26 protein-coding genes and 1 tRNA gene are annotated in these 26146 nt (G+C 60.6%); 11 read left to right on the top strand and 16 right to left on the bottom strand.

What is annotated here, in order from left to right; all coding sequences use genetic code 11:
* Nucleotides 1-24: 24 nt before the first annotated feature.
* From PH605_RS01440 to PH605_RS01410, 7 genes are all read right to left on the bottom strand, one after another.
* On the bottom strand, nt 25-846 hold the full coding sequence (locus tag PH605_RS01440; RefSeq protein ID WP_142844070.1) for a carbohydrate ABC transporter permease: 822 nt from the start codon (nt 844-846) through the stop codon (nt 25-27).
* The gene (locus PH605_RS01435; RefSeq protein WP_003520025.1) at nt 846-1772 is read right to left on the bottom strand and encodes a carbohydrate ABC transporter permease; all 927 of its coding nucleotides are present in this window, start codon (nt 1770-1772) and stop codon (nt 846-848) included. Before PH605_RS01435 ends, PH605_RS01440 begins: the two co-directional genes overlap by 1 nt.
* On the bottom strand, nt 1769-2914 hold the full coding sequence (locus PH605_RS01430) for an ABC transporter ATP-binding protein (protein WP_161987696.1): 1146 nt from the start codon (nt 2912-2914) through the stop codon (nt 1769-1771). Before PH605_RS01430 ends, PH605_RS01435 begins: the two co-directional genes overlap by 4 nt.
* A 216-nt stretch (nt 2915-3130) precedes the next feature.
* Nucleotides 3131-3943: a class I SAM-dependent methyltransferase gene (locus tag PH605_RS01425; RefSeq protein ID WP_142844071.1), complete on the bottom strand. Its 813-nt coding sequence runs from the start codon at nt 3941-3943 to the stop codon at nt 3131-3133.
* A 173-nt stretch (nt 3944-4116) separates the two neighbouring features.
* Nucleotides 4117-4193 (bottom strand) — tRNA-Arg (locus PH605_RS01420).
* Between the two features lie 217 nt (nt 4194-4410).
* Nucleotides 4411-5829: an ATP-binding protein gene (locus PH605_RS01415; protein WP_161987750.1), complete on the bottom strand. Its 1419-nt coding sequence runs from the start codon at nt 5827-5829 to the stop codon at nt 4411-4413.
* Between the two features lie 250 nt (nt 5830-6079).
* The gene (locus PH605_RS01410; RefSeq protein ID WP_142844074.1) at nt 6080-8128 is read right to left on the bottom strand and encodes a methyl-accepting chemotaxis protein; all 2049 of its coding nucleotides are present in this window, start codon (nt 8126-8128) and stop codon (nt 6080-6082) included.
* A gap of 352 nt (nt 8129-8480) precedes the next feature.
* Between PH605_RS01410 and rpmH the strand changes: the two genes are divergently transcribed.
* From rpmH to yihA, 4 genes are read left to right on the top strand one after another with little or no spacing between them, the layout of a single operon-like run.
* Nucleotides 8481-8618, top strand: coding sequence for a 50S ribosomal protein L34 (gene rpmH, locus PH605_RS01405; protein WP_003493611.1), 138 nt, complete (start codon nt 8481-8483; stop codon nt 8616-8618).
* Between the two features lie 36 nt (nt 8619-8654).
* On the top strand, nt 8655-9038 hold the full coding sequence (rnpA, locus tag PH605_RS01400; protein WP_003520031.1) for a ribonuclease P protein component: 384 nt from the start codon (nt 8655-8657) through the stop codon (nt 9036-9038).
* On the top strand, nt 9038-10840 hold the full coding sequence (yidC, locus tag PH605_RS01395; RefSeq protein ID WP_142844075.1) for a membrane protein insertase YidC: 1803 nt from the start codon (nt 9038-9040) through the stop codon (nt 10838-10840). The genes rnpA and yidC overlap by 1 nt, the downstream gene beginning before the upstream one ends.
* On the top strand, nt 10837-11490 hold the full coding sequence (yihA, locus tag PH605_RS01390) for a ribosome biogenesis GTP-binding protein YihA/YsxC (protein ID WP_065654559.1): 654 nt from the start codon (nt 10837-10839) through the stop codon (nt 11488-11490). Before yidC ends, yihA begins: the two co-directional genes overlap by 4 nt.
* Nucleotides 11491-11502: 12 nt before the next feature.
* Here yihA and PH605_RS01385 read toward each other — a convergent pair whose 3' ends face one another.
* Nucleotides 11503-11880, bottom strand: coding sequence for a hypothetical protein (locus tag PH605_RS01385; RefSeq protein ID WP_271040137.1), 378 nt, complete (start codon nt 11878-11880; stop codon nt 11503-11505).
* Between the two features lie 270 nt (nt 11881-12150).
* On the opposite strand from PH605_RS01385, the gene argB reads away from it, so the two are divergent.
* Nucleotides 12151-13035 (top strand): acetylglutamate kinase, encoded by an 885-nt coding sequence (argB, locus tag PH605_RS01380; protein WP_003503698.1) that lies wholly within the window; start codon nt 12151-12153, stop codon nt 13033-13035.
* A gap of 46 nt (nt 13036-13081) precedes the next feature.
* Here argB and PH605_RS01375 read toward each other — a convergent pair whose 3' ends face one another.
* Nucleotides 13082-13999 (bottom strand): DMT family transporter, encoded by a 918-nt coding sequence (locus tag PH605_RS01375; protein WP_065654855.1) that lies wholly within the window; start codon nt 13997-13999, stop codon nt 13082-13084.
* A 106-nt stretch (nt 14000-14105) separates the two neighbouring features.
* Here PH605_RS01375 and PH605_RS01370 point away from each other — a divergent pair, with 106 nt between their 5' ends.
* Together PH605_RS01370 and PH605_RS01365 are read left to right on the top strand one after the other, a co-directional pair.
* Entirely contained in the window at nt 14106-14819 is a 714-nt protein-coding gene (locus PH605_RS01370; RefSeq protein WP_065654562.1) for a pyrimidine 5'-nucleotidase, read from the top strand.
* Between the two features lie 100 nt (nt 14820-14919).
* On the top strand, nt 14920-15537 hold the full coding sequence (locus PH605_RS01365) for an EF-hand domain-containing protein (protein ID WP_125145236.1): 618 nt from the start codon (nt 14920-14922) through the stop codon (nt 15535-15537).
* Between the two features lie 41 nt (nt 15538-15578).
* Here the strand turns inward: PH605_RS01365 and PH605_RS01360 are convergent, their stop codons facing one another.
* Complete coding sequence (locus PH605_RS01360; RefSeq protein WP_003520040.1) at nt 15579-15836, bottom strand: DUF1150 family protein; 258 nt, start codon at nt 15834-15836, stop codon at nt 15579-15581.
* A 56-nt stretch (nt 15837-15892) separates the two neighbouring features.
* Nucleotides 15893-16318, bottom strand: coding sequence for an Hsp20 family protein (locus tag PH605_RS01355; protein WP_003520041.1), 426 nt, complete (start codon nt 16316-16318; stop codon nt 15893-15895).
* Nucleotides 16319-16524: 206 nt separating this feature from the next.
* Between PH605_RS01355 and PH605_RS01350 the strand changes: the two genes are divergently transcribed.
* On the top strand, nt 16525-17469 hold the full coding sequence (locus PH605_RS01350) for a nucleoside hydrolase (RefSeq protein ID WP_065654563.1): 945 nt from the start codon (nt 16525-16527) through the stop codon (nt 17467-17469).
* A gap of 71 nt (nt 17470-17540) precedes the next feature.
* On the opposite strand, the gene PH605_RS01345 is transcribed toward PH605_RS01350, so the two are convergent.
* Nucleotides 17541-19874, bottom strand: a complete 2334-nt coding sequence (locus PH605_RS01345; protein WP_271040136.1) for a methyl-accepting chemotaxis protein — start codon at nt 19872-19874, stop codon at nt 17541-17543.
* A gap of 166 nt (nt 19875-20040) precedes the next feature.
* The gene (locus PH605_RS01340) at nt 20041-20907 is read right to left on the bottom strand and encodes an LOG family protein (protein ID WP_031234344.1); all 867 of its coding nucleotides are present in this window, start codon (nt 20905-20907) and stop codon (nt 20041-20043) included.
* A 138-nt stretch (nt 20908-21045) separates the two neighbouring features.
* On the opposite strand from PH605_RS01340, the gene dapD reads away from it, so the two are divergent.
* The 3 genes from dapD to PH605_RS01325 are packed head-to-tail and all read left to right on the top strand — an operon-like array spanning nt 21046 to nt 23692.
* Nucleotides 21046-21900 (top strand): 2,3,4,5-tetrahydropyridine-2,6-dicarboxylate N-succinyltransferase, encoded by an 855-nt coding sequence (gene dapD / locus PH605_RS01335; protein WP_003520045.1) that lies wholly within the window; start codon nt 21046-21048, stop codon nt 21898-21900.
* A gap of 15 nt (nt 21901-21915) precedes the next feature.
* Nucleotides 21916-23112 carry a succinyl-diaminopimelate desuccinylase gene (gene dapE / locus PH605_RS01330; RefSeq protein WP_142844078.1) on the top strand — a complete coding sequence of 399 codons (1197 nt, stop codon included), beginning with the start codon at nt 21916-21918 and terminating at the stop codon, nt 23110-23112.
* A complete protein-coding gene (locus PH605_RS01325) occupies nt 23096-23692 on the top strand; it encodes a hypothetical protein (RefSeq protein ID WP_003520047.1) in 597 nt (198 codons plus the stop codon). The genes dapE and PH605_RS01325 overlap by 17 nt, the downstream gene beginning before the upstream one ends.
* A gap of 22 nt (nt 23693-23714) precedes the next feature.
* On the opposite strand, the gene truA is transcribed toward PH605_RS01325, so the two are convergent.
* The 3 genes from truA to def are packed head-to-tail and all read right to left on the bottom strand — an operon-like array spanning nt 23715 to nt 26011.
* On the bottom strand, nt 23715-24518 hold the full coding sequence (gene truA, locus PH605_RS01320; RefSeq protein WP_078051324.1) for a tRNA pseudouridine(38-40) synthase TruA: 804 nt from the start codon (nt 24516-24518) through the stop codon (nt 23715-23717).
* The gene (fmt, locus tag PH605_RS01315; protein ID WP_142844079.1) at nt 24518-25453 is read right to left on the bottom strand and encodes a methionyl-tRNA formyltransferase; all 936 of its coding nucleotides are present in this window, start codon (nt 25451-25453) and stop codon (nt 24518-24520) included. The genes truA and fmt overlap by 1 nt, the downstream gene beginning before the upstream one ends.
* Before the next feature lie 45 nt (nt 25454-25498).
* Nucleotides 25499-26011: a peptide deformylase gene (gene def / locus PH605_RS01310; RefSeq protein WP_003503724.1), complete on the bottom strand. Its 513-nt coding sequence runs from the start codon at nt 26009-26011 to the stop codon at nt 25499-25501.
* Nucleotides 26012-26146: the final 135 nt, after the last annotated feature.

Genomic DNA, 26146 nt, shown 5'->3' with positions numbered 1-26146 from the left:
TGGGAGGAGGAAATCTGAACGGCGTCACTTGACGCCGGTCATGGTAATACCGGCGATGAAGTGCCGCCGTGCGAGGAGGAAGCACAGCACCATCGGCGCGGTAATCAGTGTGGCGCCCGCCATCAGCGCACCGTAATTCGCGCCGGATTCGACATCGGCGAAGAGCATCATGCCAAGCGGCGGCGGGGCGAGATTGGTGTCGGAGACCACGATCATCGGCCAATAAAGGTCGTTCCAGTGGGCAACGAGCGAAAAGATCGAGAAAGCGGCGAGCGAAGGCAGCGATCCGCGAAGGACCAGCCCCCAGCAAATCTCCATTTCCGAGAACCCATCCATGCGGGCAGCCTCGATGATTTCATTCGGATAGCTGCGGAAGGACTGATTGAACAGGAAGATGGCGAAGACCGAAAGGAAGAACGGCATCATCATCGCGAAATAGGTATTCAGGAGTTCCGTCTTGGCTAGACCGACAAAAAGCGGCAGGGCGAGCGCCTGAATGGGAACGCAGAGCGCCGCAATGACGAGGCCCAGCAGCAGCTTGCGACCGGGGAACCGGAGCTTCGCCAGCGCATAGGCAGCCGGAACCGACGTCAGGATCTGCACGACGAGAATGCCGACGCAGACGATGACGCCGTTGAGCATGAAGCGCGCCATCGGGACCTGACCCGCCGCCCTGGCATAATTATCCACAGCGTCGAATTTCTGCGGGATCAGCCAAAGCGAGACATCGAAAATCTCTGCCGGTGAGCGGATCGAGGTCAACACCATCCAGTAGAACGGCAGGAGCATCACGAAAGCGCCAAGGGCAAGCACGAGATGTGGGAGATATTTGCGGAGTGCGGCCATCAGTAGTGCACCTTCCGGTCCATGTGCAGCGTCTGGCCGATAGACAGGACCAGCACGATCGCGAGGAAGATAATCGTCAGCGCGGCGGCATAACCGGTGTTGGAATATTCGAAACCTTCGAGATAGAGATCGAACAGCAGGGTTTCAGATCCGAAGCGGCCCTTGGTGAGCACAGCCACCGTCTCGAACACCTTGAAGGCCGAGATGGAGGTGGTGACCACCACGAACATGGTCGTCGGCCCAAGCATCGGCCAAGTCACGGTCAGGAAGCGGTCGATCGGGTTCTTGGCGCCATCCAGCCGCGCCGCCTCGTGCAGATCCTTCGAAATGGCGGTGAGGCCCGCGAGGAACAGCACCATGTTGAAACCCAGGATCTGCCAGACGCCCATCAGCGCCATGGTGGGAATGAGGAGGACGGGATTGGAGAGGAAGGCGACCGGCTCAAAGCCCAGCCATTTGATCGCCGCATTCACCGGACCAAGCGAGGGATGCAGCAGGAACTGCCACACGGTCGCCATGGCGACGAGGGTTGCGGTGACGGGGAGGAAATAAGCCACCTCCCAGAAAGCCCGGCTGCGCTTGCGGTTATAAACGAGCAAAGCCACGCCGAGCGCCAGAAACACACCGAAGGGAATGACGATGAGCGCATAGATGGCGGTATTGGCCAGAGAGCGCAGGAAGACCGGATCCTGAAACGCCTTGACGAAGTTTCCGAGGCCGACAAAGCGGGTGGAGAGCGAACCGAGCTGGTAATCGGTGACGGAAAAACCGGCCAGAACGAGCATCGGAACGATATAGATCGCCAGAAGCAGCAGGCTTGCGGGGGCAGCGAACATCAGGCCGCGCCAGATCATCCGCCGGTCCGCCTTTGACAGCCGCGGGCGAGCCTTCGCGCGCGCGGCCGTGGAAAAATCGACCGCCGTCATGCCGGCACCCGTTCGCGCACCGTGATCTTGCGGCGCAGGCCATCGGCCGCGAAAAGATGCGCGCGTTCCGGCGCAAAGCCGAGATTCATTACGCCATTCATATCCGCTCCCACGGCATCGCCGGCGCCCTGACGCAGGGTGATGGCGACCGTCTCGTCGCTCAGCAGACGGCAGCTCACAAAGCGGTCGGCGCCGTGGGTTTCGCTGCGCACCACGCGCACAGCAAAACCTTCTTCGCCCGGGCGCAAATCTTCGGCACGAAGGCCGAGCGTCGCCGGGCCGGCATCGCGGCCCACACCCTCGATGCCAAGATCGCGTCCAAAGGCCGTGACTTTACCCTGCGTGTCGATTTCGACCGGCAGCAGGTTGATGGATGGCGTGCCGATGAAACGCGCGACCGTCAGCGTCGCGGGCTTGCGGTAAAGCTCGTCCGGCGTGCCAAGCTGCTCGATGCGGCCTTCCGACATCAACGCGATGCGGTCGGACATGGTCATGGCTTCGATCTGGTCGTGGGTGACATAGATGAAGGTCGCCCCCAGCCGACGGTGCAGGCCGGCCAGTTCCTCACGCATGTGGGCGCGGAGCTTCGCATCGAGGTTGGAGAGCGGCTCGTCCATCAGGAAGGCAGCGGGCGAACGCACCAGCGCCCGGGCGAGCGCCACGCGCTGACGCTGGCCGCCGGAAAGCTGCGCCGGCTTGCGATCCAGCAAATGCGCGATCTGTAGCGTCTCGGCCGCCTGTTCGACGGCGGCGTCGATCTGGCTCAGCGTTTCTGCCGGGGCCGCAAACCGTCCGACCAGCGGCAGGCGGGCGGCAAAGGGCAAACGCCGCATCCTGAGCGGTGTGGCAATGTTCTGGCGCACGCTCATATGCGGATAAAGGGCGTAGGACTGGAAAACCATCGCCAGATTACGATCGCTCGGATCAACCTCTGTCACATCCTGATCGCCGATGGAGACCGAACCGCGATCCGGTGTTTCCAGCCCCGCAATGATACGCAGAAGCGTGGACTTGCCGCAGCCCGACATGCCGACGAGAGACAAAAACTCTCCGGGACGGATGGAGAGATCGATCTCTTTCAGAACATCGTCAGCCCCGAAGCCTTTGCCGATGCCCGAAAGTTCAAGTGATTGTGGCGTCATTCTGCGCTCCTTTTCTGGAGCGCATATGCTTATATTGTATGACAATATGACGAAGGTTTGCGGAAAGTTCGATGACACTCGAAAGCCCGGTAATCCCGGGCTATCGGAAAATCCTTTGGTACAGGCCTCCACCCAAAACCACTAATATTTAGGGGGTATTGCTCAAATATTCCCCGTTCGCACTTATAGACTGAGAAGCGGGCCGGCAGCGTCGGTTTAAACGGCGGCGAGAATCACATGCGCCTGAATTTTCGCGGCAACCGCGCCACCGCCATGCCGCGCTTCGATGGCCGCGGCGGCGCAATCTGTCGCGGTGTCGAGCCCTCCCGGTGCTCTCACCTCAATTTCCGTCCGAAGCACGGTTCCCTGACAATAAGCCATGGCCGGAATGCGCGGTGAAGAGGCGCGGCTCTGCGCGGCCACCGTCTCAATCGTCACGCGGGAAAAACCGGCCTCCTCCAGCTCGTGGCGAATGAGTGCCGTGTCATGATAACCGTGCGGGGTACGGACCATGAAGCGCGGCGGATCACCGGGGAACAGGCGCGCCAGAGCGTTCGTCACATCATCCGCGAAGTGATTTTCCTCGATGCGGTCCCATACATTGAATAGATAATGTCCGCCGGGCTTCAATACCCGCTTCGCCTCGCGATAGGCCGACAAGCGGTCATTAAAGAACATCGCGCCGAACTGGCAGAAAACGAGATCGAACACAGCGTTTTCAAAAGGCAACGTCTGGGCATCCACCTGCCGCCATCTTATGCGGCGATCCGGCGCCTGTTGCGACGCCGCAAAATCGAGCATCGGCTGGTTGAGGTCGGTTACCACATAGTTTGCCGCGGGCAATAATCGGGGAGCCAATTCGCGCGTGACGGCGCCGGTGCCTGCGGCGATTTCCAGAATATCAATTGGCATCAAGGCAGCCGCCCTGCGCGCCAGATCGGCGGCGAATGGCGCAAAAATCAGCGGCACCATATAGCGGTCGTAATTTTCCGGAATCGAACCCGCAAACACCTTGTCCGCTTCCAACATGGCTTTCACCCGGGGACATCTGATGACCGGGTGACTTTAGCATATATTCGGGACGTTCGGAATTCACTCGGCCCTGCGGACCGTCGAAGCATCCGCCAGAACACACTTGCCGATATCAGCGATATCGCGCGTGAAGGCGATTGTTTCAGGACTTTATTTTATGGGAAGAGAAATGGCGCACCCGAAGAGATTCGAACTCCTGACCCCCAGATTCGTAGTCTGGTGCTCTATCCAGCTGAGCTACGGGTGCGTGCCGTTCCGGTCGTTTCCGGTGGCGTGGCGATCCTCTAAAACGTCCTCATTCCGAATGCAAGCGATTTCGCTTCGAAATTGTCATTTTTCCGCAGCAATTCATTTATCTCATTGATTTTATTATAAATTCCATGCGGATCATTTTCCACGGGCCAGATACCCTGTCCGTTTGGGCGGGGAGAATGACTGCGCGAACCGGCTGCGGAGCTGGTTTTTCAGGCGGTTCTGGCCGCCTGTACGGAGGCGGCGCGGTCGGCTATCTCGATGCGGAACTGCGTGCCGGGACCGGGCTTTTCGACGAGCGCGATCGTGCCGCCATGGGCAAGCACGAGTTCGCGGGCAATGACCAGCCCGAGGCCCGTGCCGCCGGAGCGGGCCGAACCCCTGAAAGCGGAAAACAGGTTCTCCTTGGCCTTGCGCGGCATGCCCGGCCCATTGTCGTCGATGACGATGCTGACGACGCTGCCGGCCCTCTGGGCCGAGATGGAAAGATGCCGAAGCGCAGCATTCGCGGTATCCGATTGCAGGGCCTGAACGGCATTGCGACAGAGATTGTGGATGACCCGGAAAAGCTGCTCGGAATCCGCATCGACTGTGAGGTCGGATGGCACGCTGTCCTGAAATTCAATACCGCTGTCCGGATCGAGCGCCAGAATATCGCGCACATCCCGCACCAGAAGGCTCAACTGCACCATCTTGCGTTTCGGTGCGCCTTCGGTCGCCTGGCCATAGGCCAGAACCTCGCCGGTATAGGCCACGGCGCGGTCGATGGTGCGCAGCAGTTTCGGCGCGAAGCTCCTGACCATCGGATCCTTTGCGTCCACCAGACGGTCCGACATGAGCTGCGCGGAGGACAGGATGTTGCGCATGTCGTGATTGATCTTCGAGACCGCCAGGCCGAGATCCACGAGGTTCTTCTGCTGGCGCAGGGTCTTCTGCAGTTCGGTCTGCATGTCGGCGAGGTGGCGGCCGGCAACCGATAGTTCATCCGTTCCCTCCTCAGGTACGAAAATCCGCTCGGGATTGCCCGGATCCTCGGAGAAGTTCTGCATGCCGAGCGTCAGCCGGCGTATGGGCCGGATCATGATGCGGTTGATGGAAATGAAGATCAGGCCTGCGGTGATCAGCGACAGGACGATGGAAATCAGGAAAACGTTTCGCGCATAGGCAAGCATTGCCGCCCGCAGCTTGTTTTCGCCGAGCACCAGTTCGATGATCGTGTCGCTGTCGCCGACGACATCGAAAACGCGGATGACGCGGTTGCCGCCGAACAGCAGGGTGGAAAAGGCGTCCCGCACCGCAGCCACCTGCGAAACGTCGGAAAGATCATATTGCTCATCGACGCCCGGCGGCGTTTCCGCCACGGCGAGCAGGCGTGAGGTGCCGTCCTTGCGCAGCGCGATAAGCTTCGCGCCGGTTGCCATCAGCGTGTCGTTCTGCACGCTTCGCGGCAGTTCGGCCTGCAGGCCGTCGATGACAGCGCCGGCTGCCGCGGCCGTATTCAGACGGTCGCGCAACCACGAAAGACGCATATTGGCGACGGAAGGCACGAAGATCAGCACTTCGGCGATCATCACGAAGATGACAGTGAGCAGCAGCAGCCGTCCCGAAAGACCGGCGGTCAATCCCGGCATGCAATGCACCGGATCGTCTTGCGTGCGGTCCAAGCTGTCTACGCCTTTAGAAAACACCGGGCCATGATCCTGTATGCGCGCCGCTGCTTGCGTGGAACGGCTCGGTTTATATGCAGCGATGATAATAGGACCTAATGGATATTTTTCCAATGCGCTGCAAAATAAAGGTTTTCATTGCCGGAAAAACAAACGCCGCCCGGCAGGGGCGGCGTTCGAAGGTAAGCCGGTTTTGAAGCGGACCGCTGGTCGTCTAGAACTCCTGCCAGTCGCCATGTGCGGGTGCTGCCGCAGGCTGGGCATTGAGCGCGCGGCTGACGCTGTTCATCAATTTGCGGGCCGGAGACGCCACCGCCGGCGTCCTGCCGGAGACCGCCACCGGTCCGGCGGAAACCGTCATCGGCCTCGCGGGCTGCTCGATGCGGGGGCTGCGCTGCACATTCTCCGCGCCGACATTGAAGCGCGCCACGAGCGTCACAAGATGGTCGGCCTCGCTGCTCAGCTTATGGGTTGCAGCCGAGGTTTCCTCCACCATTGCTGCGTTGCGCTGCGTTACCTGGTCCATCTGGTTGATGGCGGTATTCACCTCATGCAGACCGGTGGACTGCTCCCTGGCGGCCGTGGCAATCGAATGGATGTGCTCGTTGATTGCCAGAACGCGGGTCTCGATCTCGCTCAGTGCGCCGCCGGTTCTCTGCACCAGCGATACGCCACGCCCGACCTCTTCGCCGGATTTTGTGATCAGCGCCTTGATGTCCTTCGCTGCCGTTGCGGATCGTTGCGCAAGTTCTCGCACTTCCTGAGCGACGACGGCAAAGCCCTTGCCCGCTTCACCCGCACGGGCGGCTTCCACGCCGGCATTCAGCGCCAGCAGGTTGGTCTGGAAGGCGATTTCGTCGATGACGTTGATGATCTGGCTGATTTCGCGCGAGGCATGCTCGATGCGATCCATGGCGGACACGGCGTCGCGCACGACATTAGCGGACTCTTCCGTCTTCTGCTTCGTTTCGGCAACCATGGCGCTGGCTTCCTGCGCACGGTCGGTCGAATTGCGGACGACGGCGGTAATCTCATCCAGAGCGGCGGAGGTTTCCTCCAGCGCCGCGGCCTGCTGTTCGGTCCGCTTCGACAGGTCGTCGGCCGCCGAGCGCAATTCGTTCGCGTTGCCGCTGATGCCCTCCGTGCTGCCGCGCACTTCGCGCATCGTCTCGCGCAGCTTGGTCAGCGTCTGGTTGACGTTCCCCTGGAGTTCGGCAAAGACGCCCCGGAACTCGCCATCCATTCTCTCCGTCAGATCGCCCCGCGCAAGGCCTTCTATGACGCGGCTGGTCTCGGATACGCCATTATGGACACCGGTGAGGAGCGAATTGATCGTCGCGGCGAAACGATTGAGGTTGTCGTCGCCATAATCCTTGTTGATGCGGCGGCTGAAATCGCCCTGGGCCGCAGCGTCGACGACGATGGCCATGCCGGCCTGCAGATCGTCGCTCTTGGCGCGCATGGCGGCTTCCTGCGCATTCATGCGGCGCACTTCGCTGCCGTTTTTCTTAAAGACCTCGACGGCCGCAGCCATTTCGCCGATTTCGTCGTTGCGGCCGAGATAGGGAACGTCCGCGTCGAGATTTCCATCGGCCACGGCATTCATCACCTGCGAAACCCTGCGGATGGGTGCGCTGAGCTGCCGCGTTCCGATGTAGAGACCGAAGGCGGCTCCCGCGCCGACACCGGCAACCGTCACCGCGACGATCACCCAGAATATCGCGGTGCTGAAAGAATCTACTCCTGCCTTCACGACTTCGAGTTCGGCAAGGTCGTTTTTCACGACGCTGTCGATCTCCGCCTGATAGGCCTTGCGGTTGGCGCGGTTCGCCTCGTTATTGCCCTGCTGGCTGGCCGCCTGCGGCCCGTTTTCCTTCGCCAGCCGCACGGTTTCCAGACGGAAAGTGCGGAATTCCTTGGACCGGCCGACAAGCTTGTCGAAACTCGCCTGTTGTTCCGCCGGCACGAGCGGCGCCCAGCTGGCAATGAGCTTTTCCATGGCGTCGAGGTTTTTGACCATACCGTCGGCAAAGGGGGTGGCTGCCGCCACATCGGCTGCCGCGTAGACACCGCGTGCCTCCATGACGACTGCCGTTACCAGACGGTTGAGCGCCTCGCCCTTATAGGCCCTTTCGGCGGTTCCCTCGAAATGATGCGACCGAACCCAGAATTCGTTGATCGCATAGATGGACAACCCGCCAATGGTACAGGCCACAAGGCTCATCAGCCCGACAAGTAGATTGATACGACCGCGAATTCTCAACTTCGTTCCCCCAACAAAAACCAGCCGCGCGATGAAAATGGGAAGCTGGCATAACTTTTTCGCGTCACAAGATTTATCAACGCTGCGTTAAGAAAGAATTTCGGATTTTATCGATTGCGCGCCGGAATCGGCCTCCATCGGCGGTCGGCGAAGGAGATGGCGGTGCGTTTTCCGCAAAAGGTGAAGCGCGAAAACCCCTTCGGCAATTGACTTTGCTCGGCCTATGCCCTTATAAGCCGCGCACGCTCGGCCATTGAAAGCTCGCCCAGGCGGGGTTAGCCGTGCAAAAAACGAAACGCTCTTGCAAATTATTGCAAATTCAAGAAGGGCCGCACACCGCGGTATTAAATAAATGTCGAAGCGTACTTACCAACCGTCCAAGCTTGTCCGCAAGCGTCGCCATGGCTTCCGCGCCCGTATGGCTACCGCCGGCGGCCGCAAGGTTCTCGCAGCCCGCCGTGCGCGCGGCCGCGCTCGTCTTTCGGCTTAATTGCCGCCTCTGTGACCCGGTGAAAGTCGCGGGCACATGAGTAAGACAGGAAAACTGCCCGGCCGGCTTAAAAACCGGTCGGATTTCCTTGCCGTTCAGGCAGGAGAAAAACGGCGGGGAGGCACCTTTCTTCTGGAAGTGCTTGACCGGAAAGCCCCGGAAACCGAGCCTCGCGTCGGTTTTACCGTAACGAAAAGACAAGGCAACGCGGTAGAGCGAAATCGCATGCGCCGCCGTCTCAAGGAAGCCGTCAGGCTTTCTGCCGGATTCGCAATGAAGCCCGGTCATGACTATGTGATTGTCGCCCGCAGGGACGTGCTCGATACGGCCTTCCCGAAACTTCAGTCTCTCCTTAACGAGCGAATTGAAGGAACGGCGAAACCGAAACGGTCCCAGGAGACCCGCTCCAGGAAAGAATGATGGAAAAGAACCGTAATTACTTCATCGCGATAGCCCTTTCGGTTGTCATCGTCCTCGCCTGGCAATTCCTTTACATGAATCCGCGTATCGAGCAGCAGCGCCGCGCCGAAGAGGCCCGCCAGGCGCAGCAGCAGACGACGCAGCAACAGCAGCCGGCGCCGGGCGCCGCACCAGGTGCTGCCGTTGAAGGCGCACCGCCCGCCTCCTCACCGCAGACTGCCGCCACGGCGACCCGCGAAGAGTCGATTGCAAGAACCCAGCGCGTGGCCATCGAGACCAACGCCATCGCCGGCTCGATCAACCTTACCGGCGCCCGCTTCGATGACATCCGGCTCAAGGACTACCATGAGACCGTCGATGACTCGAGCCCGATCATCACGCTGTTCTCGCCCTCCGACACCAAGGACGGCTACTTCACCGAACTCGGTTACGTTGCAGCACAGGAAGTCGGCGGCGTTCCCGGCCCGACCACCGTGTGGACGCTGGCAAGCGGCGACAAGCTGACGGAAACCACCCCGGTCACCCTCACCTACACCAATTCCAAGGGCGTGATTTTCTCCCGCACGGTTTCGATCGACGAGCATTACATGATCTCGGTCGCCGACAAGGTGGAGAACCCCGGACAGGCGGCGATCTCCTTTGCCACCTATGGCCGCGTGACGCGCAACAACAAGCCCGCAGCTCCCCCGGTCTTCGTCATCCATGAAGGTTTCCTCGGCGTTTCGGGCAAAGACGGCAGCCTGACGGAAGAAAAATACAAGGACGTCGAAGAAGCACCGGTAACGGTTGCCAAGGCGACCGGCGGCTGGCTCGGCATCACCGACAAATATTGGGCCGCGGCCATCGTTCCGCCGCAGACGACGCCGTTCGAGACCCGTTATTCGCACATCACCGGCAATCAGCCGAGCTATCAGGCCGATTTCAAGAGCGACCCGCTGACGGTCGAGCCCGGCCAGTCGATCGAGCTGAAGAGCCTCGTTTTCGCTGGCGCCAAGGAAGTGCCGCTGGTCGACCGTTACGAGACGACCTACGCCATTCCGAAGTTCGACCTTCTGATCGACTGGGGCTGGTTCTACTTCATCACCAAGCCGATGTTCAAACTGATGGATTTCTTCTTCCGTTATTTTGGTAATTTCGGCGTGGCGATCCTGCTCACCACCATCGTCGTCAAGGCGCTCTTCTTCCCGCTCGCCAGCAAGCAATATGCTTCCATGGCGAACATGAAGCGCGTGCAGCCGAAGATGGAAGAGCTGAAGGCCAAGCATGGCGATGACCGCATGGCCATGCAGCAGGCGATGATGCAGCTCTACAAGGAAGAGAAGATCAATCCTGTTGCCGGCTGCTGGCCGATGCTTTTGCAGATCCCGGTCTTCTTCGCGCTCTACAAGGTCATCTACGTCACCATCGAAATGCGGCATGCGCCGTTCTTCGGCTGGATTCACGACCTTTCCGCGCCGGATCCGACGTCGCTGTTCAATCTCTTCGGCCTTCTGCCTTATGATGTGCCGCACTTCCTGATGATCGGTGTCTGGCCGCTTGTCATGGGCATCACCATGTTCCTGCAGATGCGCATGAACCCGACGCCGCCCGATCCGACGCAGGCGATGATCTTCAACTGGATGCCGCTGATCTTCACCTTCATGCTGGCCTCCTTCCCGGCCGGTCTGGTCATCTACTGGGCATGGAACAATACGCTCTCCATCACCCAGCAGGCCGTCATCATGAAGCGCCAGGGCGCCAAGATCGAACTGTTCGATAACATCAAGGGGCTGTTCAAGCGAAAGCCGGTGCAATCGAAATGAGTGAGACCGGCACGGCAATCGAAAAGCCCCTGTTCGGGCGACCCTGGATTTTCATTCGCGGCGTTCCCGCAATGAAATTCCTGCCGCCCGAAGGCCCGCCGGAGATTGCCTTCGCCGGCCGTTCGAATGTCGGCAAGTCCTCGCTCATCAATGCGCTGGTGGGCCACAAAGGGCTTGCCCGCACGTCCAATACGCCCGGACGCACGCAGGAACTGAACTATTTCGTTCCGGATGGTTATTCCGGCGAAGCGGGCGATCTGCCGCCGATGGCGCTGGTCGACATGCCCGGTTACGGTTATGCGCAGGCCCCGAAGGATCAGGTCGATGCCTGGACGAAGCTCGTCTTCGATTATCTGCGCGGCCGTGCCACGCTGAAGCGCGTTTACGTGCTGATCGATTCCCGCCACGGCGTGAAAAAGAACGACGAGGAGGTTCTGACCCTGCTCGACAAGGCGGCCGTTTCCTACCAGATCGTGCTGACGAAGACGGACAAGATCAAGGATGCCGGCGTTCCGCGTCTGATCGGCGAAACGCTGGAGAAAATCCGCAAGCGTCCCGCCGCCTATCCGGAAGTTCTCGCCACATCCTCGGAAAAATCATTCGGGCTGGATAGCCTGCGGGCCGAGATCGTCAGAACGATCTCTCTTTGAGAGACACGCCTCTCAGGCGATGGTGAAAAGCAGAACGGCGGTCCAGAGCATCGCCGTCAACGCCAGAACGCGCCAGAAGCGCACGGAATGCCAGACTTCCGAAAGCATGGCTGCGAACATGCTGCCACCCCGTAGCGGCTGGCCCCTGAATGGCAGGCCGGAGCGGCCTGGGTCCCGTTCCAGCAGCGCGGCGACGGTCGCGTTTTCGCGATGTTCGGCTTCCGCCAGATTGTCCCGCCAGCGCCTGACCATGGCGGCGACCTGGCGGTCGCGTTTGACGCGCTTGGCAAGCTGCGCCATGCTTTCCGGCGGCAGGGCACCCAGCACATATTCGCCCGCAAGGACTTCATCCCGCAAACCGCTTTGCTTGTCTCTATCGGGTGCCGTCATGTGGTCTCTCGCTCCTCGGTCGTTCAGGTCAGCATCGCTCCCGCGGCGCGCGACATCCCATATCGCCCTGAATTAACCCCTCCCCTTTCCATGGAAGGCTGGTCCCATTGGGCCTTTATGTCAATCTTATTACGGGGCCGGGACAGCCAAAAAAAAGAAATTTGACCGCTGCCGACACAATAAGGCCAGGAGGTTATTTCATCCGTCAAAGACTTGCTTTAGAGCGGTGACAGGCTTTCAACGGCCGCAACCACAGACCGAGGTTTTTAGATGACGTCTTCCGAAAGCGAAACTCAGGCGCGGCTGCTCGCACAGGCTCTGCCTTTCATGCAGAAATACGAGAACAAGACCATCGTGGTGAAATATGGCGGTCACGCCATGGGGGATTCCACGCTCGGCAAGGCTTTCGCGGAAGACATCGCCCTGTTGAAGCAATCGGGCATTAACCCCATCGTCGTGCATGGCGGCGGCCCGCAGATCGGCGCGATGCTGACCAAGATGGGCATCGAATCGAAATTCGAGGGCGGCCTGCGCGTCACCGACGCCAAGACGGTCGAGATCGTCGAAATGGTTCTGGCCGGCTCGATCAACAAGGAAATCGTCGCCCTCATCAACCAGACGGGCGAATGGGCCATCGGCCTGTGCGGCAAGGACGGCAACATGGTCTTTGCCGAAAAGGCGAAAAAGACCGTCATCGACCCCGACAGCAATATCGAACGTGTGCTCGATCTCGGCTTTGTCGGCGAAGTCACGGAAGTCGACCGCACCCTGCTCGACCTGCTCGCCAAGTCGGAAATGATCCCGGTCATCGCCCCGGTCGCGCCTGGCCGCGATGGCGCCACCTATAATATCAACGCCGATACCTTCGCCGGCGCGATTGCGGGTGCGCTTCACGCCTCGCGTCTGCTGTTTCTCACCGACGTTCCCGGCGTTCTCGACAAGAACAAGGAACTCATCAAGGAACTCACCGTCTCGCAGGCGCGTGCGCTCATCAAGGACGGCACGATTTCCGGCGGTATGATCCCAAAGGTCGAGACTTGCATCGACGCCATCAAGGCCGGAGTTCAGGGCGTGGTGATCCTCAACGGCAAGACGCCGCATTCCGTCCTTCTGGAAATCTTCACGGAAGGCGCCGGCACGCTCATCGTGCCCTGACAGGCTTCAGGTGGCGGACGGCAAGCCGGTCCGCCACGACAGGCATTCAGCCGAATGCCAAAAGTGACAGCACGCCCACGACAATCAGCAGGCAGCCGGACAGTTCGAGCCGGTTGATCTTCTCCTTGAAGAAAAGCACGGTCGATGCGAAGGCGAAAAGCATCTCCACCTGCGCCAATGCCTTCACCACGGCGGCCTGCTGCAGGGTCATCGCCGTGAACCAGCCGAACGAGGCCGTAGCGCCCACGAAACCGACCGCCAGCGACGGTTTCCATACCTTCGCGATGCGCCGCAACTCTTCCCGCTCGCGCCAGACGATCCACAGGAACATCGAAACCGTCTGCATGACGATGACGACAACGAGGGTAAAGCCCGCCTGCATCATCGCGTCCGGAGCGGGAAGGCTCGGTGCAAGCGCGAGCGACGCAGACCGGTAGGCAACCGATGACAGGCCGAAGAAAGCCCCCGAGGCAAGGCCGATACCCGCTGTCCGGCTGAAGATCGACGTGAAGAAGGAAGCGGGCGTGACTTCCGTGCGCGCCACCGAAATAAGCATGACGCCGGCGACCGAGATGGCGATGGCCGCCAATGTGCCGCCATTGACGCTTTCCCCGATGAAAATAAGCGCGAACAGTGCCGCCTGCGCCGGCTCGGTGCGGGAATAGGCCGTTCCAACCGCAAAATTACGGAAGGAGAACAGGTGCACCAGCAGGAAGGTGGCGGCGATCTGCGCCATGGCGCCGACCGTCGCCCACACGGCGAAGGACATGTTCGGCACCGGCAGAGGGCGGCCGAGCCCGAAATGCAGAAAAGCAAGATAGGCGAGAGCGAAAGGCATGCCGAAAACGAAGCGCACGAAGGTCGCGCCCGTGGTGCCCATCATGCCCTTGAGGTGCTTTTGCAGGGTCGAGCGCAGGTTCTGCAAGAACGCGCTTGCGAAAGTGATGCCTATCCAGAGTTCCATGGCCTTGGCGGTATCATGCACCGGAGGCCGCAGCCAAGCCCGATTTTCTGATCAATCGTCGTCTTTTCGATTTTCTTCGGCCTTCGAAACGGGCATAAAGCAGGCCATGGACACAAAGCCGAAAAACCTGCCAGAAGCCGCCGATTTCGACCATGTGAGCGAATGGGTCTTCGATCTCGACAACACGCTCTATCCGCATCACATCAATCTGTTTTCGCAGATCGACCGTAACATGACGGCCTATGTGGCGGAGCTTCTGAAGCTCGATCCCGACGAGGCCCGGGCGCTGCAGAAGCGCTATTATCATGACCACGGCACGACGCTTCAGGGCCTGATGATCCACTACGGCATCAGCCCGGACGAGTTTCTGGAACGCGCCCATGCCATCGATTATTCGGCGCTGAAACCGCATCCGGAACTCGGCGAGGCGATCAAGGCTTTGCCGGGCCGCAAATTCATCCTTACCAATGGCAGCGTCAAACATGCGCAGGCGGCGGCCGGTGCGCTCGGCATTCTCGATCATTTCGAGGATATTTTCGACATCGTCGCTGCGGGCTATCTGCCGAAACCGGCCAGCGCGACCTATGAGAAGTTCGCGGCGCTTGCGAAACTCGACACCCAAAAAGCCGCCATGTTCGAGGATTTGCCGCGCAATCTCGCGGCGCCCAAGGCGCTCGGCATGAAGACCGTTCTGCTCGTCCCCGCCAATCTCGAGGGCGTCATCATGGAACGCTGGGAAATCCCAGCCGCCACGGATGCGCATATCGACTACATCACCGACGACCTGACCGGCTTCCTGACGAAAGCCATTGCAGGCTGAGCAGCGAACATTACCGAAGCTTCATGCACCTTACGGATGTTTAAGTGGTGAGGCGTGCTGGACGTCATTATCTTCTCTTCAGGGACACCAAAGAAAGGTAATGACGATGACCACACGAAAAATCGCCCTGTCTGCTCTTGGCGCAGCCCTTTTGATCGGCACGGCCGCGACGGCAAGCTTCGCCGCCCCACCCGCTCCGGGCAAAGGCCACGGCGAGCGCATGCCGATCCGCCAGGAAGCGGCCTTCGTTCACCTGCTGAAGGTGGCTGACAGCAACAAGGACGGCAAGATTTCCAAGGAGGAATTCGCCGCCCGTCAGGACGCGCTCTTCACCGAGATTGACAAGGACAAGGACGGCTCGATCACGCCGAAGGAAATGCGTGAGTATCGTCAGGCGAAGATGGAAGCTTTCCGCGCCGCCAATCCGCGCCCCGAGCGTGAGGACGCCAAAGCCGAAGAGGGGAAAGGCCCCGAGGGCAAGCGCGCCGAAAGACATGCCGAGCGCGAACATGGCGGCCGGTTTGGCCATCAGGGCTGGGGCAAGCATGGCGGCAAGGGCGCAGGTTTCGCGCTGATCCGCTGGGCCGATACCGACGAGAACGGTCAGGTCAGCAAGGCCGAATTCACCGCCGCCGGCGAAAAGATGTTCGAACGGCTGGACAAGAACAAGGACGGCGTCATCTCCATCGACGACATGCCGGACCGCCCGTTCCTTTAACCCGCTAAAGAAAAAGCCCGCTCAAAAGCGGGCTTTTTTCTTCAATGCAGGCTGACGGTCTGGAGATCGTCTTCGGCAGCCTTGAAAAACGTACTGGACCGGTTGTCCGTCAGGAGGATCGGCGTACCATCTGCACCGAACAGCGCCCAAAGGTCCAATTGCGGATCGAGATCGGGCGCTTCCGGGAAACAGCGGCTGACGTCTTCCGCGCGGATCTTGCGGATATATCCCACTTCTCCTTCGCCGATATGGGCGAGCTGGGATTGGGTGAGACGCGCATGCGCTTCTTTCAACAGCATATTTCAGCCTCCTTCTTCACGCCGAGCGATTCGTGTCGGATTCCGGCGTTCACGTTCTACTCTGAGACGGAAATATTAATTTTCTTCACCACGTTTGAAATTTCCGGCCGCACCAGATCGATGGAAAGCAGGCCGTTGCGCAGGCGCGCTTCCCTGACCTGCATGCCATCGGCAAGCACGAACACCCGCTGGAACTGGCGGGCCGCGATGCCGCGATAGAGAAAATCGCGTTTCTCCTGTTCCTGCTGGCGTCCGCGAATGACGAGCTGGTTATCGGCCGTCGTCACATCCAGATCGTCCTGCGAGAAACCGGCAACCGCGATGGTGATGCGCAGGCGTTCCGGCACATCGCCGCTGCCCGGCAGGCGCTCGATATTATAGGGAGGATAGCCGTCATTGGCCTTCGCCATGCGCTCCAGCGTTTTTTCCATGGCATCAAAACCCAGCAAAAGCGGGTGGGTGAATGGCGTCATGCGGCTCATGTCTCTTTTGTCCTTGCAACCAAGCGACGTTTCGCGGTCCCGCTTCCGGCAACCTCGCCGGTCAGTCGCACCGGCCCCTGCAATATGGGAAGCACAACCGCAATACGCAAGACGCGGCGACGAGCAAAGGGGACACCGGGGAATGAGGCTTGACAAGTGAGCACCCGCCGCTCGAAAAAAGCGCTCATCTCAACGGCGGGCAAGACATGGCAGAACGCAGAAAAATCATTATCGACACCGATCCGGGCCAGGACGACGCGGCGGCAATCATGCTCGCCTTCGCAAGCCCGGAGGAAATCGACATTCTCGGATTGTGCGCCGTCGCCGGCAACGTTCCGCTGAAGCTGACCAGCCGCAACATCCGCATCATCAGCGAATTGTGCGGCCGCACCGATATTCCCGTCTATGAGGGCGCCGAGAAGCCGCTGGTGCGCAAGCCCATCACCGCAGAGCACGTTCACGGCAGCACCGGCCTCGATGGCCCGGTTCTCGATGAGCCGACCATGGAAGCGCAAAAGCAGCACGCGGTCGATTTCATCATCGAAACGCTGATGCGGGAACCCGCCGGCACCGTAACGCTCTGCACGCTCGGCGCGCTGACCAATGTGGCGCTGGCGCTCCTGAAGGCGCCGGAAATCGCCGACCGCGTCAAGGAACTGGTGATGATGGGCGGCGGCTTCTTCGAGGGCGGCAACATCACCCCGGCGGCGGAATTCAACATCTATGTCGACCCACAGGCCGCCGATATCGTCTTCCGCTCCGGCATGCCGATCGTCATGATGCCGCTCGACGTCACCCATCAGTTGCTGACAACCAAGGCTCGGGTCAGCCGCATTCGCGACATTGGCACGCGGCCGGCCATCGCCATGGCGGAAATGCTGGAATTCTTCGAGCGTTTCGATATCGAAAAATACGGCTCGGACGGCGGCCCACTGCATGATCCGACTGTCATTGCCTATCTCGTCAAACCCGAACTGTTTCAGGGTCGCGAGTGCAATGTCGAAATCGAGGTCCATTCGGAACTCACCATGGGCATGACCGTGGTGGACTGGTGGAATGTTACCGAACGACCCGCCAATGCCCGCGTGATGCGCAATGTGGATGCCGACGGCTTCTTCGAGTTGCTGACGGAACGTTTCGCCCGTCTCTGATGGAAGCGGACATTAAAAAAGGGCCACTGGCGATACCAGCGGCCCTTTTCATTTGAGACGGAAATGGCGCGTCAGAATTCCGTCCAGTCATCCTGCGCCAAAGCGTTTGCGCCGCTGGTTCTCGGACGGGCGCGGGGCGCGGTCGGGCGGGCCGACGCCTGCGCCGGAGCGACGGGTGCGCGCATTGCCGCCGCCGTGGCGCGCAGTTGCTGGCTGGAATGGCCGCCGGAAACGGAGAAACCGGCAACGAGCGACTTCAGCGTTTCTGCCTCGCTGTTCAGCGTCACGCTGGCCGCCGTAGTTTCTTCCACCATCGCCGCATTCTGCTGGGTGACCTGATCCATCTGCGTGACGGCGGAGTTGATCTCCTTCAGGCCTACCGCCTGTTCGCTGGCTGAAGCGGAAATCTGCCGTATCAACTGGTTGATCTGCAGAACCTGATCGGCGATTTTTTTCATCGTCTCACCGGCCTTGCCGACGAGCTGGACGCCCTCGTTCACCTGGGTGGCCGAGGTGTTGATGAGACCCTTGATCTCCTTGGCGGCGGTTGCGGACCGCTGCGCCAGTTCGCGCACTTCCTGTGCGACGACGGCAAAGCCCTTGCCGGCATCACCGGCGTGGGCTGCCTCGACGCCCGCATTCAGCGCCAGGAGGTTGGTCTGGAAAGCGATCTCATCGATAACCCCGATGATGCGCGAGATTTCGGCCGAGGATTGCGCGATGCCTTCCATGGAGTTTACGGCCTGCTGCACGACCTCACCCGACTTGCCTGCGTCGTCGCAGGCATGGCTGACGGCTCCGGCCGCCTCTGCGGCGTTTTCCGCGCTGGAATTGACCTGCGCCGTCAGCTCATTGAGGGCGGCGGCGGTTTCTTCCAGGCTTGCGGCCTGCTGTTCCGTGCGGTGCGAAAGATCGCTGGCGGCGCGAGTGATCTCGCCCGTGCCGTTGCCGATGCTGACGACGGTTGCGTTGACGGTGGAAACCGTTTCCTCAAGGCTCGCAAGCGCCGAGTTGAAGTCTTCGCGCAGCTTCGCATATTCGCCGGGGAACTCGTCCTCGATGCGGTAGGTGAGATTGCCCTGCGAAAGCGCATTGAGACCAGCACCCAGCACGCCGACAATGTGCTGCTGCATCCGGCTGTTTTCAGTACGCTCGGATTCCGAGCGCTGGCGCGCCGTTTCCGCGTGACTACGCTGGGCCTCGGCTTCGGCCTCCATCTCGCGGATGCCGGCAAGCTTCGCGCGGAAACCTTCAAGCGCAGTAGCCACTGCACCCGTCTCATCCCGGCGTTCCTGTCCGGAAACGGGCACATCGTAGCGACCGTCGCTCAGCGTCCTGACATCGGACACCAGGGAGGCAAGCGGATTGCGGACGAAATGGCGCACGGCGAAATAAAGCGCGGTGATGACGGCGGCGAGAATGACGATCGCGCCGATGATCATCATGTATGTCTGTTCCTGAACCGGTGCGTTCAGGGCCTGATGGGGAATATCCACCAGCACCACCCAGGTCGCGTTGAGACCCGGAACGGCGAAGGGATAAACGAGACGATTATAGGGCGCGTCCGTATCGAGGCCGAGATTTTCGATGAGGCCCTGCTTGCCGGACGTAATCGCCGCCTGAACGGTGCTCGCACCGTCTCCGTCATAGGCTTTCATGTTCTGCGCGGGCGTCGGCGGCACCAGCCACTGGCCACCCTGCGAAACGAGCGTTACGCGGCCGGTCTCGAAAGGGTGCAGCGCCTGCAGCTTCTGCGACAGCGAGGCCAGCGAGATATCCACACCTGCCACGCCGATCATCTTGCCGTCCGACATGACCGGATAGGCAAGCGAGGTCATGGTTGTGGGTACTTCCGTGCCTTCTGCGAGATAGGGCTGGGTAATGGCGCCCTTACCGGATTTGGAAGCGAGCGCATACCATTCCGCCGCATAATCATTCTTGAAGGTCGAGAACTGGATGTCGCCCTTCTGGGTCTTCGACCAATAGGGCGCAAACGCACCGTTTTCATTGGTGCCGAGATCGAGCCTGCCCGCAATCTCCTTGCTCTGCCCGTCAAAGAGACCGAGCTGCTCGCAGAACCAGCTTCCGAAAGCAAAGGCATTCTGCTCGACATTGGCCTTGAGGATGTTGACGATGCCGGGGCGATCCATCGATTTCGCCTGATGCGCACGGCCGATAACGCCGGCCATGGAGCGCGCGGCGCTGCCGAGTTCACCGACATCGGCGGCGATGACGTTGGCGATGGCGCGCGCTTCGGTATTGGCCTGATCCATGGTCAGCGCGTGCACGCGCTCACTCGTCTGGGAAATAAGGAAGGAATTCGATGCAACGAGAACCGTGGTGATGGCGCAGCCGGTTACGAGGATCAGCTTGGTCGCAAGCGACTTCACTTGGAAATTGAACATTTTGGCCTCGATCAAATCGCCCGCCCGAAAAGGCTGACGTCAACGGATGAGAAATCTCCGTCATGGAGGCCCGTCCACAAGGGACAGTGCGCTGCAGCGCGACGGGGCAAAATTAGAAGAAGATTGCTAATTAAGCCCTAAAATTACTTCGTCGCGCCAAGCATAATCAGTGTTCGTAGTGGGCCGAGATGATTTTCCATGCATCGTCGGCCGTTTCGGCGAAATGCAGAAGATTCATGTCTTCCGGCGCGATGGTGCCGAAATCCGCCAGGAATTCGAAATTGATCACCGATCGCCAGAATTTCTCGCCGAAGAGGATGAGCGGAATGGGCTCCATGCGTTTCGTCTGGATGAGCGTCAAGGCCTCGAACAATTCGTCCAGCGTGCCGAAACCGCCGGGGAAGATAACCACCGCCTTCGCCCGCATCAGGAAATGCATCTTGCGAATGGCGAAATAGTGGAAGTTGAAGCTCAGCTCCGGCGTCACATAGGGGTTCGGCGCCTGCTCGTGCGGCAGGACGATGTTGAGGCCGATGGACGGACCGCCGGCATCGGCAGCGCCGCGATTGCCCGCTTCCATGACACCGGGACCGCCGCCGGTGACCACCACATATTCGAGGTGGTCGGATTTCGCGGCATAGTCGGTGCAGAGACGGGCGAATTTACGCGCCTCGTCATAATAGACCGAGGATTGCTCCAGATTGCGCTTCTGCGTCTCATTGCGCGCCGCCCAGGCCTCACCGCCGGGTTCGGGAATGCGGGCGCCGCCGAACATGACGACGGTGGATTTGATGCCGCGCTCGGTCAGCGCCATTTCCGTCTTCAGCAGTTCCAATTGAAGCCTGACGGGGCGCAATTCCTCGCGGCAGAGAAAATCCATGTCCACATAGGCGAGGCGATAGGACGGGGAATCCGACTGCGGTGTTTTTTGAACGACCTCGGCCTGCTGCTTGTCCACGGCACTGCGCTTCAAGGGGTCCCATACCCCGTCCTTGCGCCGCAACTTGCCGTTTTTCAGTCGTGTCATTTCCATGCCTTTCGTCTGACGCGCCAAATCACCCAAATCACATTGACGCCTTTCCAACACTCCCTTAGATCAAATGACCAAAGCCTTCCAGCGGCGCGGGACCATCCGTGACCACGAACACCACGCGACTTTAAGGAATTTTCCATGAGCCTTACGGATCTCACCTCCCTCGAAACCATCATCGAAACCGCCTTCGACAACCGCGATGGTGTGAACGTATCGACGAAGGGCGAGGTTCGCGACGCCGTGGACACATCTCTTCAACTTCTCGATAGCGGCAAGGCACGCGTGGCCGAAAAGCAGGCTGACGGAAGCTGGAAGGTGAACCAGTGGCTGAAAAAGGCCGTTCTTCTCTCCTTCCGCCTGAACGACATGGAGATCGTGACCGGCGGACCGGGCGAATCTACCTGGTGGGACAAGGTGCCGTCGAAGTTCGAAAACTGGGGTGAAAACCAGTTCCGCGCCGCCGGTTTCCGCGCCGTGCCGAACGCCGTCGTGCGCCGCTCCGCCTATGTCGCCAAGAACGTGGTGCTGATGCCTTCCTTCGTCAATCTCGGCGCCTATGTCGATGAAGGCACGATGGTCGACACCTGGGCAACCGTCGGCTCCTGCGCGCAGATCGGCAAGAATGTGCATCTGTCGGGCGGCGTCGGCATCGGCGGCGTCCTGGAGCCCTTGCAGGCGGGCCCGACGATCATCGAGGACAATTGCTTCATCGGCGCACGTTCGGAAGTCGTGGAAGGCTGCATCGTGCGTGAGGGCGCGGTTCTCGGCATGGGCGTTTTCATCGGCAAGTCCACCAAGATCGTCGACCGCGCCACCGGTGAGATCACCTATGGCGAAGTGCCGCCCTATTCCGTCGTCGTTGCCGGCACCATGCCGGGCAAGCCTTTCCCGAACGGCGAGCCGGGCCCGAGCCTTTATTGCGCCGTGATCGTCAAGCGCGTCGATGAAAAGACCCGCTCCAAGACCGGCATCAATGAGCTTCTGCGCGACTGATATAAAGCGACTGCCATGACCACGACCGATCCCGTTGCCAATCTCGCCGCTCTCATCCGTTGCCCTTCGGTGACGCCTGCGGAAGGCGGCGCGCTTTCCCTGCTCGACACCCTGCTTTCACCGCTTGGTTTCCAGGTGGACAGGATGGTGGCGAGCGAGGCGGGAACGCCTGACGTGGAGAACCTTTACGCCCGACTCGGCACCGACGGTCCGCATCTGATGTTTGCCGGCCATACGGATGTCGTTCCGGTGGGCGACGAGGCCGCATGGAGCCATCCACCCTTTGCGGCCGAAATCGCCGGCGGCGAAATGTTCGGTCGCGGTGCGGTGGACATGAAGGGCGGCATCGCCTGTTTCGTTGCCGCCATTGCCCGCCATATTGAAAAACACGGCAAGCCGCGGGGGTCCGTTTCTTTCCTGATTACAGGCGATGAGGAAGGCCCGTCGATCAACGGCACCTCCAAGCTGCTGGAATGGGCGGCCGCCAAGGGCGAGACATGGGATGCCTGCGTGGTGGGCGAGCCGACCAATCCCGACCAGCTTGGCGACATGATCAAGATCGGCCGCCGGGGATCGCTTTCCGGCCGCATCACGGTCCATGGCGTGCAGGGCCATGCGGCCTATCCGCATCTCGCCGACAACCCCATTCGCGGGCTGCTGCAACTGACCCATGCGCTGATGCATCCGCCCTTCGATCATGGCACCGACGATTTCCAGCCCTCCAATCTGGAAGTAACGACCGTCGATACCGGCAATGCCGCCACCAATGTAATCCCGGCGCGGGCGACGGCCTCCTTCAACATCCGTTTCAACGATACGTGGACTGCAGAGAGCCTGCGCGCGGAAATCATCCGCCGCCTCGATGCCGCCGCGGCGGAAGGCGAGCTTCGCCCCGACCGTGCACCGGTGAAATACGATATCGTCTGGGCCGACCGCCCGGCCCATGTCTTTCTTACCCGGAACAATGCCCTCATCTCGTCGCTTTCCGGCGCGGTGGAAGCCGTGACGGGCAAGGAACCGAAGCTTTCGACCACCGGCGGCACCTCGGATGCGCGTTTCATCAAGGATTATTGCCCGGTGGTGGAATTCGGCCTCGTCGGGCAGACCATGCATATGGTCGATGAGCGTGTGGCGGTTGCCGATCTCGAGACGCTGATGCGCATTTACGAGACCTTTATCGAACGCTGGTTCGCCCATGCCGACGGCGAGTGAAATAAGGCTCTATCTGACGGGCCTGTGGCTTCTGCTGCTCGGCGACCATAATGGCGCTCGTTATCTGGACCTCTCCGAGCGCGGCATGTGGCGGTCCTTCTATTCCGCCCTCTGGTGCCTGCCCGCCATGCTGGTTTCCTGGCTGTGGCTGCGCGCCGCCTTCCTCGCCAGCTATCCGCCCGGCACCGGAACGGGCTTTATCTTCTTCTTTCGTCTGGCAATGGTCGAGGCGATCTGCTGGATCGTGCCGCTACTGTTGATCGGCATGCTGCTGTTTGCCTTCGGCGCACGGGAAAAATTCGCGCCGCTCGTCACCACCATGAACTGGCTGTCGCTGCCCTTTTCCTACGCCTATGCGGTTCTGATCCTGATCGCATTCTTCCTGCCGCCCTTGCAGGGGCTGATCGCCATTCTCTGGCTGGCGCTGCTTCTGTCGCTGGTCTTCGCCTTCTCGCGAATTGTGCGGTTCTTCATCCGCGACCAGTCACTGCTCGTCTCGGCCATCGTCATGACGCTGCTGGTGCCCGGCATGCTTCTGTCAGAAGCGCTGCAGCGTTTTCTCGGCGTTTATCCGGCCTGAGAGCCGGCGTGGGTTTTAGCGGTCAATCCGCGTCCTCAGCCATATCGGCTTCAGGGTACCTGCGACGCGGCGGAATGACGTCGGGATAATCCACCTGCATGAAATAGAGACCGTCCGGCGGTGCGACCGGGCCGCAGGCCTTGCGATCCCGCGCCTCCAGTGCGGCGCGCACATCCTCGGGCGTCGTCGTGCCTTCGCCCGCCAGTTTCAGCGTGCCCGCAAAAGAGCGGATCTGGTTATGCAGGAAGCTCTGCGCGGTCGCACGTATCTCGATGAGATCGCCGGTGCGCGTCACATCCAGCCGGTCGAGCGTGCGCACCGGGCTGTTCGCCTGACAATGCACGGAGCGGAAGGTCGTGAAATCATGCCGGCCGACGAGCATCTGGGCGGCTTCATGCATGCGCTCATGGTCCATGTCCTTCGACACCCACCATGCCCGCTTGTGCTCCAGCGCCAGCCGGGCCTTGCGGCAGATGATGCGGTAAAGGTAGTGCCGACGAAGGGCGGAAAACCGGGCGTCGAAATCCTCGGTTACGGAAGCGGCATCGAGGACGGCCACGGCTTCACCCGCCATGGCGAGATGCGCATTGAGGGCATTGCGAAGCTTGTAGGGCTCCCAGTCTCGGGAAAGATCGACATGGACGACCTGCCCGACTGCATGCACGCCGGAATCAGTGCGGCCGGCGCCGCGAATGGAGACGCTCTCTCCCGTCAACGAGCGAACCGCAGCCTCCAGCGCACCCTGAACCGAGGGGCCGTTATCCTGTCTCTGCCAGCCATAATAAGGCGTGCCGTCATATTCGACAGTCATGCGGAAACGTGGCATCAGCCGAGCCTCGTTGTGGTCGGAACCGGTGTGCCGCGCACGAAATCGGCCGCCGACATCGGCTTGCCGCCCGCCTTCTGCAGACGGGTGAGCCGCACGGCGCCGCTGCCGCAGGCAATGGTAAGGGCGTCATCCAGCGCCGCGCCCGCTTCTCCCATGCCGCTTGCCAGTTCGGAGGCCAGAACCTTCACGCGTTCCGTCTTGCCGCCGATGTCCATTTCCAGCCATGCGCCGGGAAACGGCGAAAGGCCGCGAATGTGGTTATGCACGTCCTGCGCCGGCCTCGAAAAATCGATGCGGGTCTCGCCCTTGTCGATCTTCGCGGCATAGAGCACGCCTTCTTCCGCCTGCGTGACAAGCGGCAGGTCACCGGTTTCCAGCTTGTCCATAGCCTGCCGCATCAGCCGCGCGCCGGCCAGCATCAGGCTGTTATGCAATTCTCCGGCGGTCATGTTCTCATCGATCGCGACCTTGGCGGTCAGTGCGACGGGGCCGGTATCGAGCCCCTTTTCCATTTTCATGACCATCATGCCGGTCTCGGCATCGCCGGCCATGATGGCCCGCTGGATGGGGGCAGCGCCACGCCAGCGCGGCAGCAGCGAGGCGTGGCCGTTATAACAGCCAAGGCGCGTGCCGCTGAGGATCGCTTCAGGCAGCAGCAACCCGTAAGCCACGACAACCGCAACATCGGCATTGAAATCCCGGAACTGCTGTCGGTCTTCCTCTGCCTTGAAGTTCACCGGCGTCAGCACAGGCAGGCCCAACAGTTCGGCGGCCTGATGCACCGGGGACTTCTGCAGATCCAGGCCACGACGGCCGCCGGGACGCGGCGGTTGGGTGTAGACGGCAACGATCTCGTGGCCGGCCTCCACCAGTGCACGCAGGGTGGGAACGGAAAAATCCGGCGTACCCATAAAAATGATGCGAAGAGCCATCGTCGCCCCCTGCCCCGTCATCCATTCCGGTCCGCAGAGTACGGATCAGATCTTTGCGCGGGCCGCTTTCGTGAATTTCTTGATGACCATGTCGCGCTTCAGCCGCGAAATATGGTCGATGAAGAGAACGCCGTTCAGGTGATCGATCTCGTGCTGCAGGCAGGTGGCGAGCAGGCCGTCCGCCTCGACCGTCTGCTGCTTGCCGTCACGGCCGACATATTGCACCGTGAGCGACGCGGGACGCTCAACCTCGGCGTAATAATCGGGGATGGAGAGGCAGCCTTCTTCATAGGTCGAGACATCGTCCGACACCTTGAGGATTTCCGGATTGATGAAGACGATCGGGGTCTTTTCCTCGCCTTCACGCGCAACGTCGATCACCAGCATGCGGCGCGCCACGCCGATCTGAATGGCGGCGAGGCCGATACCCGGCGCATCATACATGGTTTCCAGCATGTCGTCGGCAAGACGCAGCACCTCGGCATCCACCTTTTCGATGGGCTTCGATTGCTGGCGCAGCACGGGATCGGGCAAAATGATAAGCGGTTTGATGGTCATGGCTTCCCATAACGTATCTCTTGCGCGGAGGAAATAAAAAACACGAGGTTCAATCAGCCTCCGGCATCCGTCCCGCCCGACTCATTTCCGCCGCAGGAATGTTCTTGTTTTGATCTTCCGAATCACAAGAAACCT

The organism is Agrobacterium sp. CFBP 3001 (genome assembly GCF_027871605.1).
GTDB lineage: Bacteria > Pseudomonadota > Alphaproteobacteria > Rhizobiales > Rhizobiaceae > Agrobacterium > Agrobacterium leguminum.
The sequence above is the reverse complement of the archived record's forward strand: the minus strand, read 5'-3'. Positions and strand labels throughout refer to the sequence as shown.

Coding starts and splice junctions, on each gene's coding strand:
- PH605_RS01440 (WP_142844070.1), bottom strand. CDS start 846: ATGGCCGCACTCCGCAAATATCTCCCACATCTCGTGCTTGCCCTTGGC.
- PH605_RS01435 (WP_003520025.1), bottom strand. CDS start 1,772: ATGACGGCGGTCGATTTTTCCACGGCCGCGCGCGCGAAGGCTCGCCCG.
- PH605_RS01430 (WP_161987696.1), bottom strand. CDS start 2,914: ATGACGCCACAATCACTTGAACTTTCGGGCATCGGCAAAGGCTTCGGG.
- PH605_RS01425 (WP_142844071.1), bottom strand. CDS start 3,943: ATGTTGGAAGCGGACAAGGTGTTTGCGGGTTCGATTCCGGAAAATTAC.
- PH605_RS01415 (WP_161987750.1), bottom strand. CDS start 5,829: ATGCCGGGATTGACCGCCGGTCTTTCGGGACGGCTGCTGCTGCTCACT.
- rpmH (WP_003493611.1), top strand. CDS start 8,481: ATGTCGAAGCGTACTTACCAACCGTCCAAGCTTGTCCGCAAGCGTCGC.
- rnpA (WP_003520031.1), top strand. CDS start 8,655: ATGAGTAAGACAGGAAAACTGCCCGGCCGGCTTAAAAACCGGTCGGAT.
- yidC (WP_142844075.1), top strand. CDS start 9,038: ATGGAAAAGAACCGTAATTACTTCATCGCGATAGCCCTTTCGGTTGTC.
- yihA (WP_065654559.1), top strand. CDS start 10,837: ATGAGTGAGACCGGCACGGCAATCGAAAAGCCCCTGTTCGGGCGACCC.
- PH605_RS01385 (WP_271040137.1), bottom strand. CDS start 11,880: ATGACGGCACCCGATAGAGACAAGCAAAGCGGTTTGCGGGATGAAGTC.
- argB (WP_003503698.1), top strand. CDS start 12,151: ATGACGTCTTCCGAAAGCGAAACTCAGGCGCGGCTGCTCGCACAGGCT.
- PH605_RS01375 (WP_065654855.1), bottom strand. CDS start 13,999: ATGGAACTCTGGATAGGCATCACTTTCGCAAGCGCGTTCTTGCAGAAC.
- PH605_RS01370 (WP_065654562.1), top strand. CDS start 14,106: ATGGACACAAAGCCGAAAAACCTGCCAGAAGCCGCCGATTTCGACCAT.
- PH605_RS01365 (WP_125145236.1), top strand. CDS start 14,920: ATGACGATGACCACACGAAAAATCGCCCTGTCTGCTCTTGGCGCAGCC.
- PH605_RS01360 (WP_003520040.1), bottom strand. CDS start 15,836: ATGCTGTTGAAAGAAGCGCATGCGCGTCTCACCCAATCCCAGCTCGCC.
- PH605_RS01355 (WP_003520041.1), bottom strand. CDS start 16,318: ATGAGCCGCATGACGCCATTCACCCACCCGCTTTTGCTGGGTTTTGAT.
- PH605_RS01350 (WP_065654563.1), top strand. CDS start 16,525: ATGGCAGAACGCAGAAAAATCATTATCGACACCGATCCGGGCCAGGAC.
- PH605_RS01345 (WP_271040136.1), bottom strand. CDS start 19,874: ATGTTCAATTTCCAAGTGAAGTCGCTTGCGACCAAGCTGATCCTCGTA.
- PH605_RS01340 (WP_031234344.1), bottom strand. CDS start 20,907: ATGGAAATGACACGACTGAAAAACGGCAAGTTGCGGCGCAAGGACGGG.
- dapD (WP_003520045.1), top strand. CDS start 21,046: ATGAGCCTTACGGATCTCACCTCCCTCGAAACCATCATCGAAACCGCC.
- dapE (WP_142844078.1), top strand. CDS start 21,916: ATGACCACGACCGATCCCGTTGCCAATCTCGCCGCTCTCATCCGTTGC.
- PH605_RS01325 (WP_003520047.1), top strand. CDS start 23,096: ATGCCGACGGCGAGTGAAATAAGGCTCTATCTGACGGGCCTGTGGCTT.
- truA (WP_078051324.1), bottom strand. CDS start 24,518: ATGCCACGTTTCCGCATGACTGTCGAATATGACGGCACGCCTTATTAT.
- fmt (WP_142844079.1), bottom strand. CDS start 25,453: ATGGCTCTTCGCATCATTTTTATGGGTACGCCGGATTTTTCCGTTCCC.
- def (WP_003503724.1), bottom strand. CDS start 26,011: ATGACCATCAAACCGCTTATCATTTTGCCCGATCCCGTGCTGCGCCAG.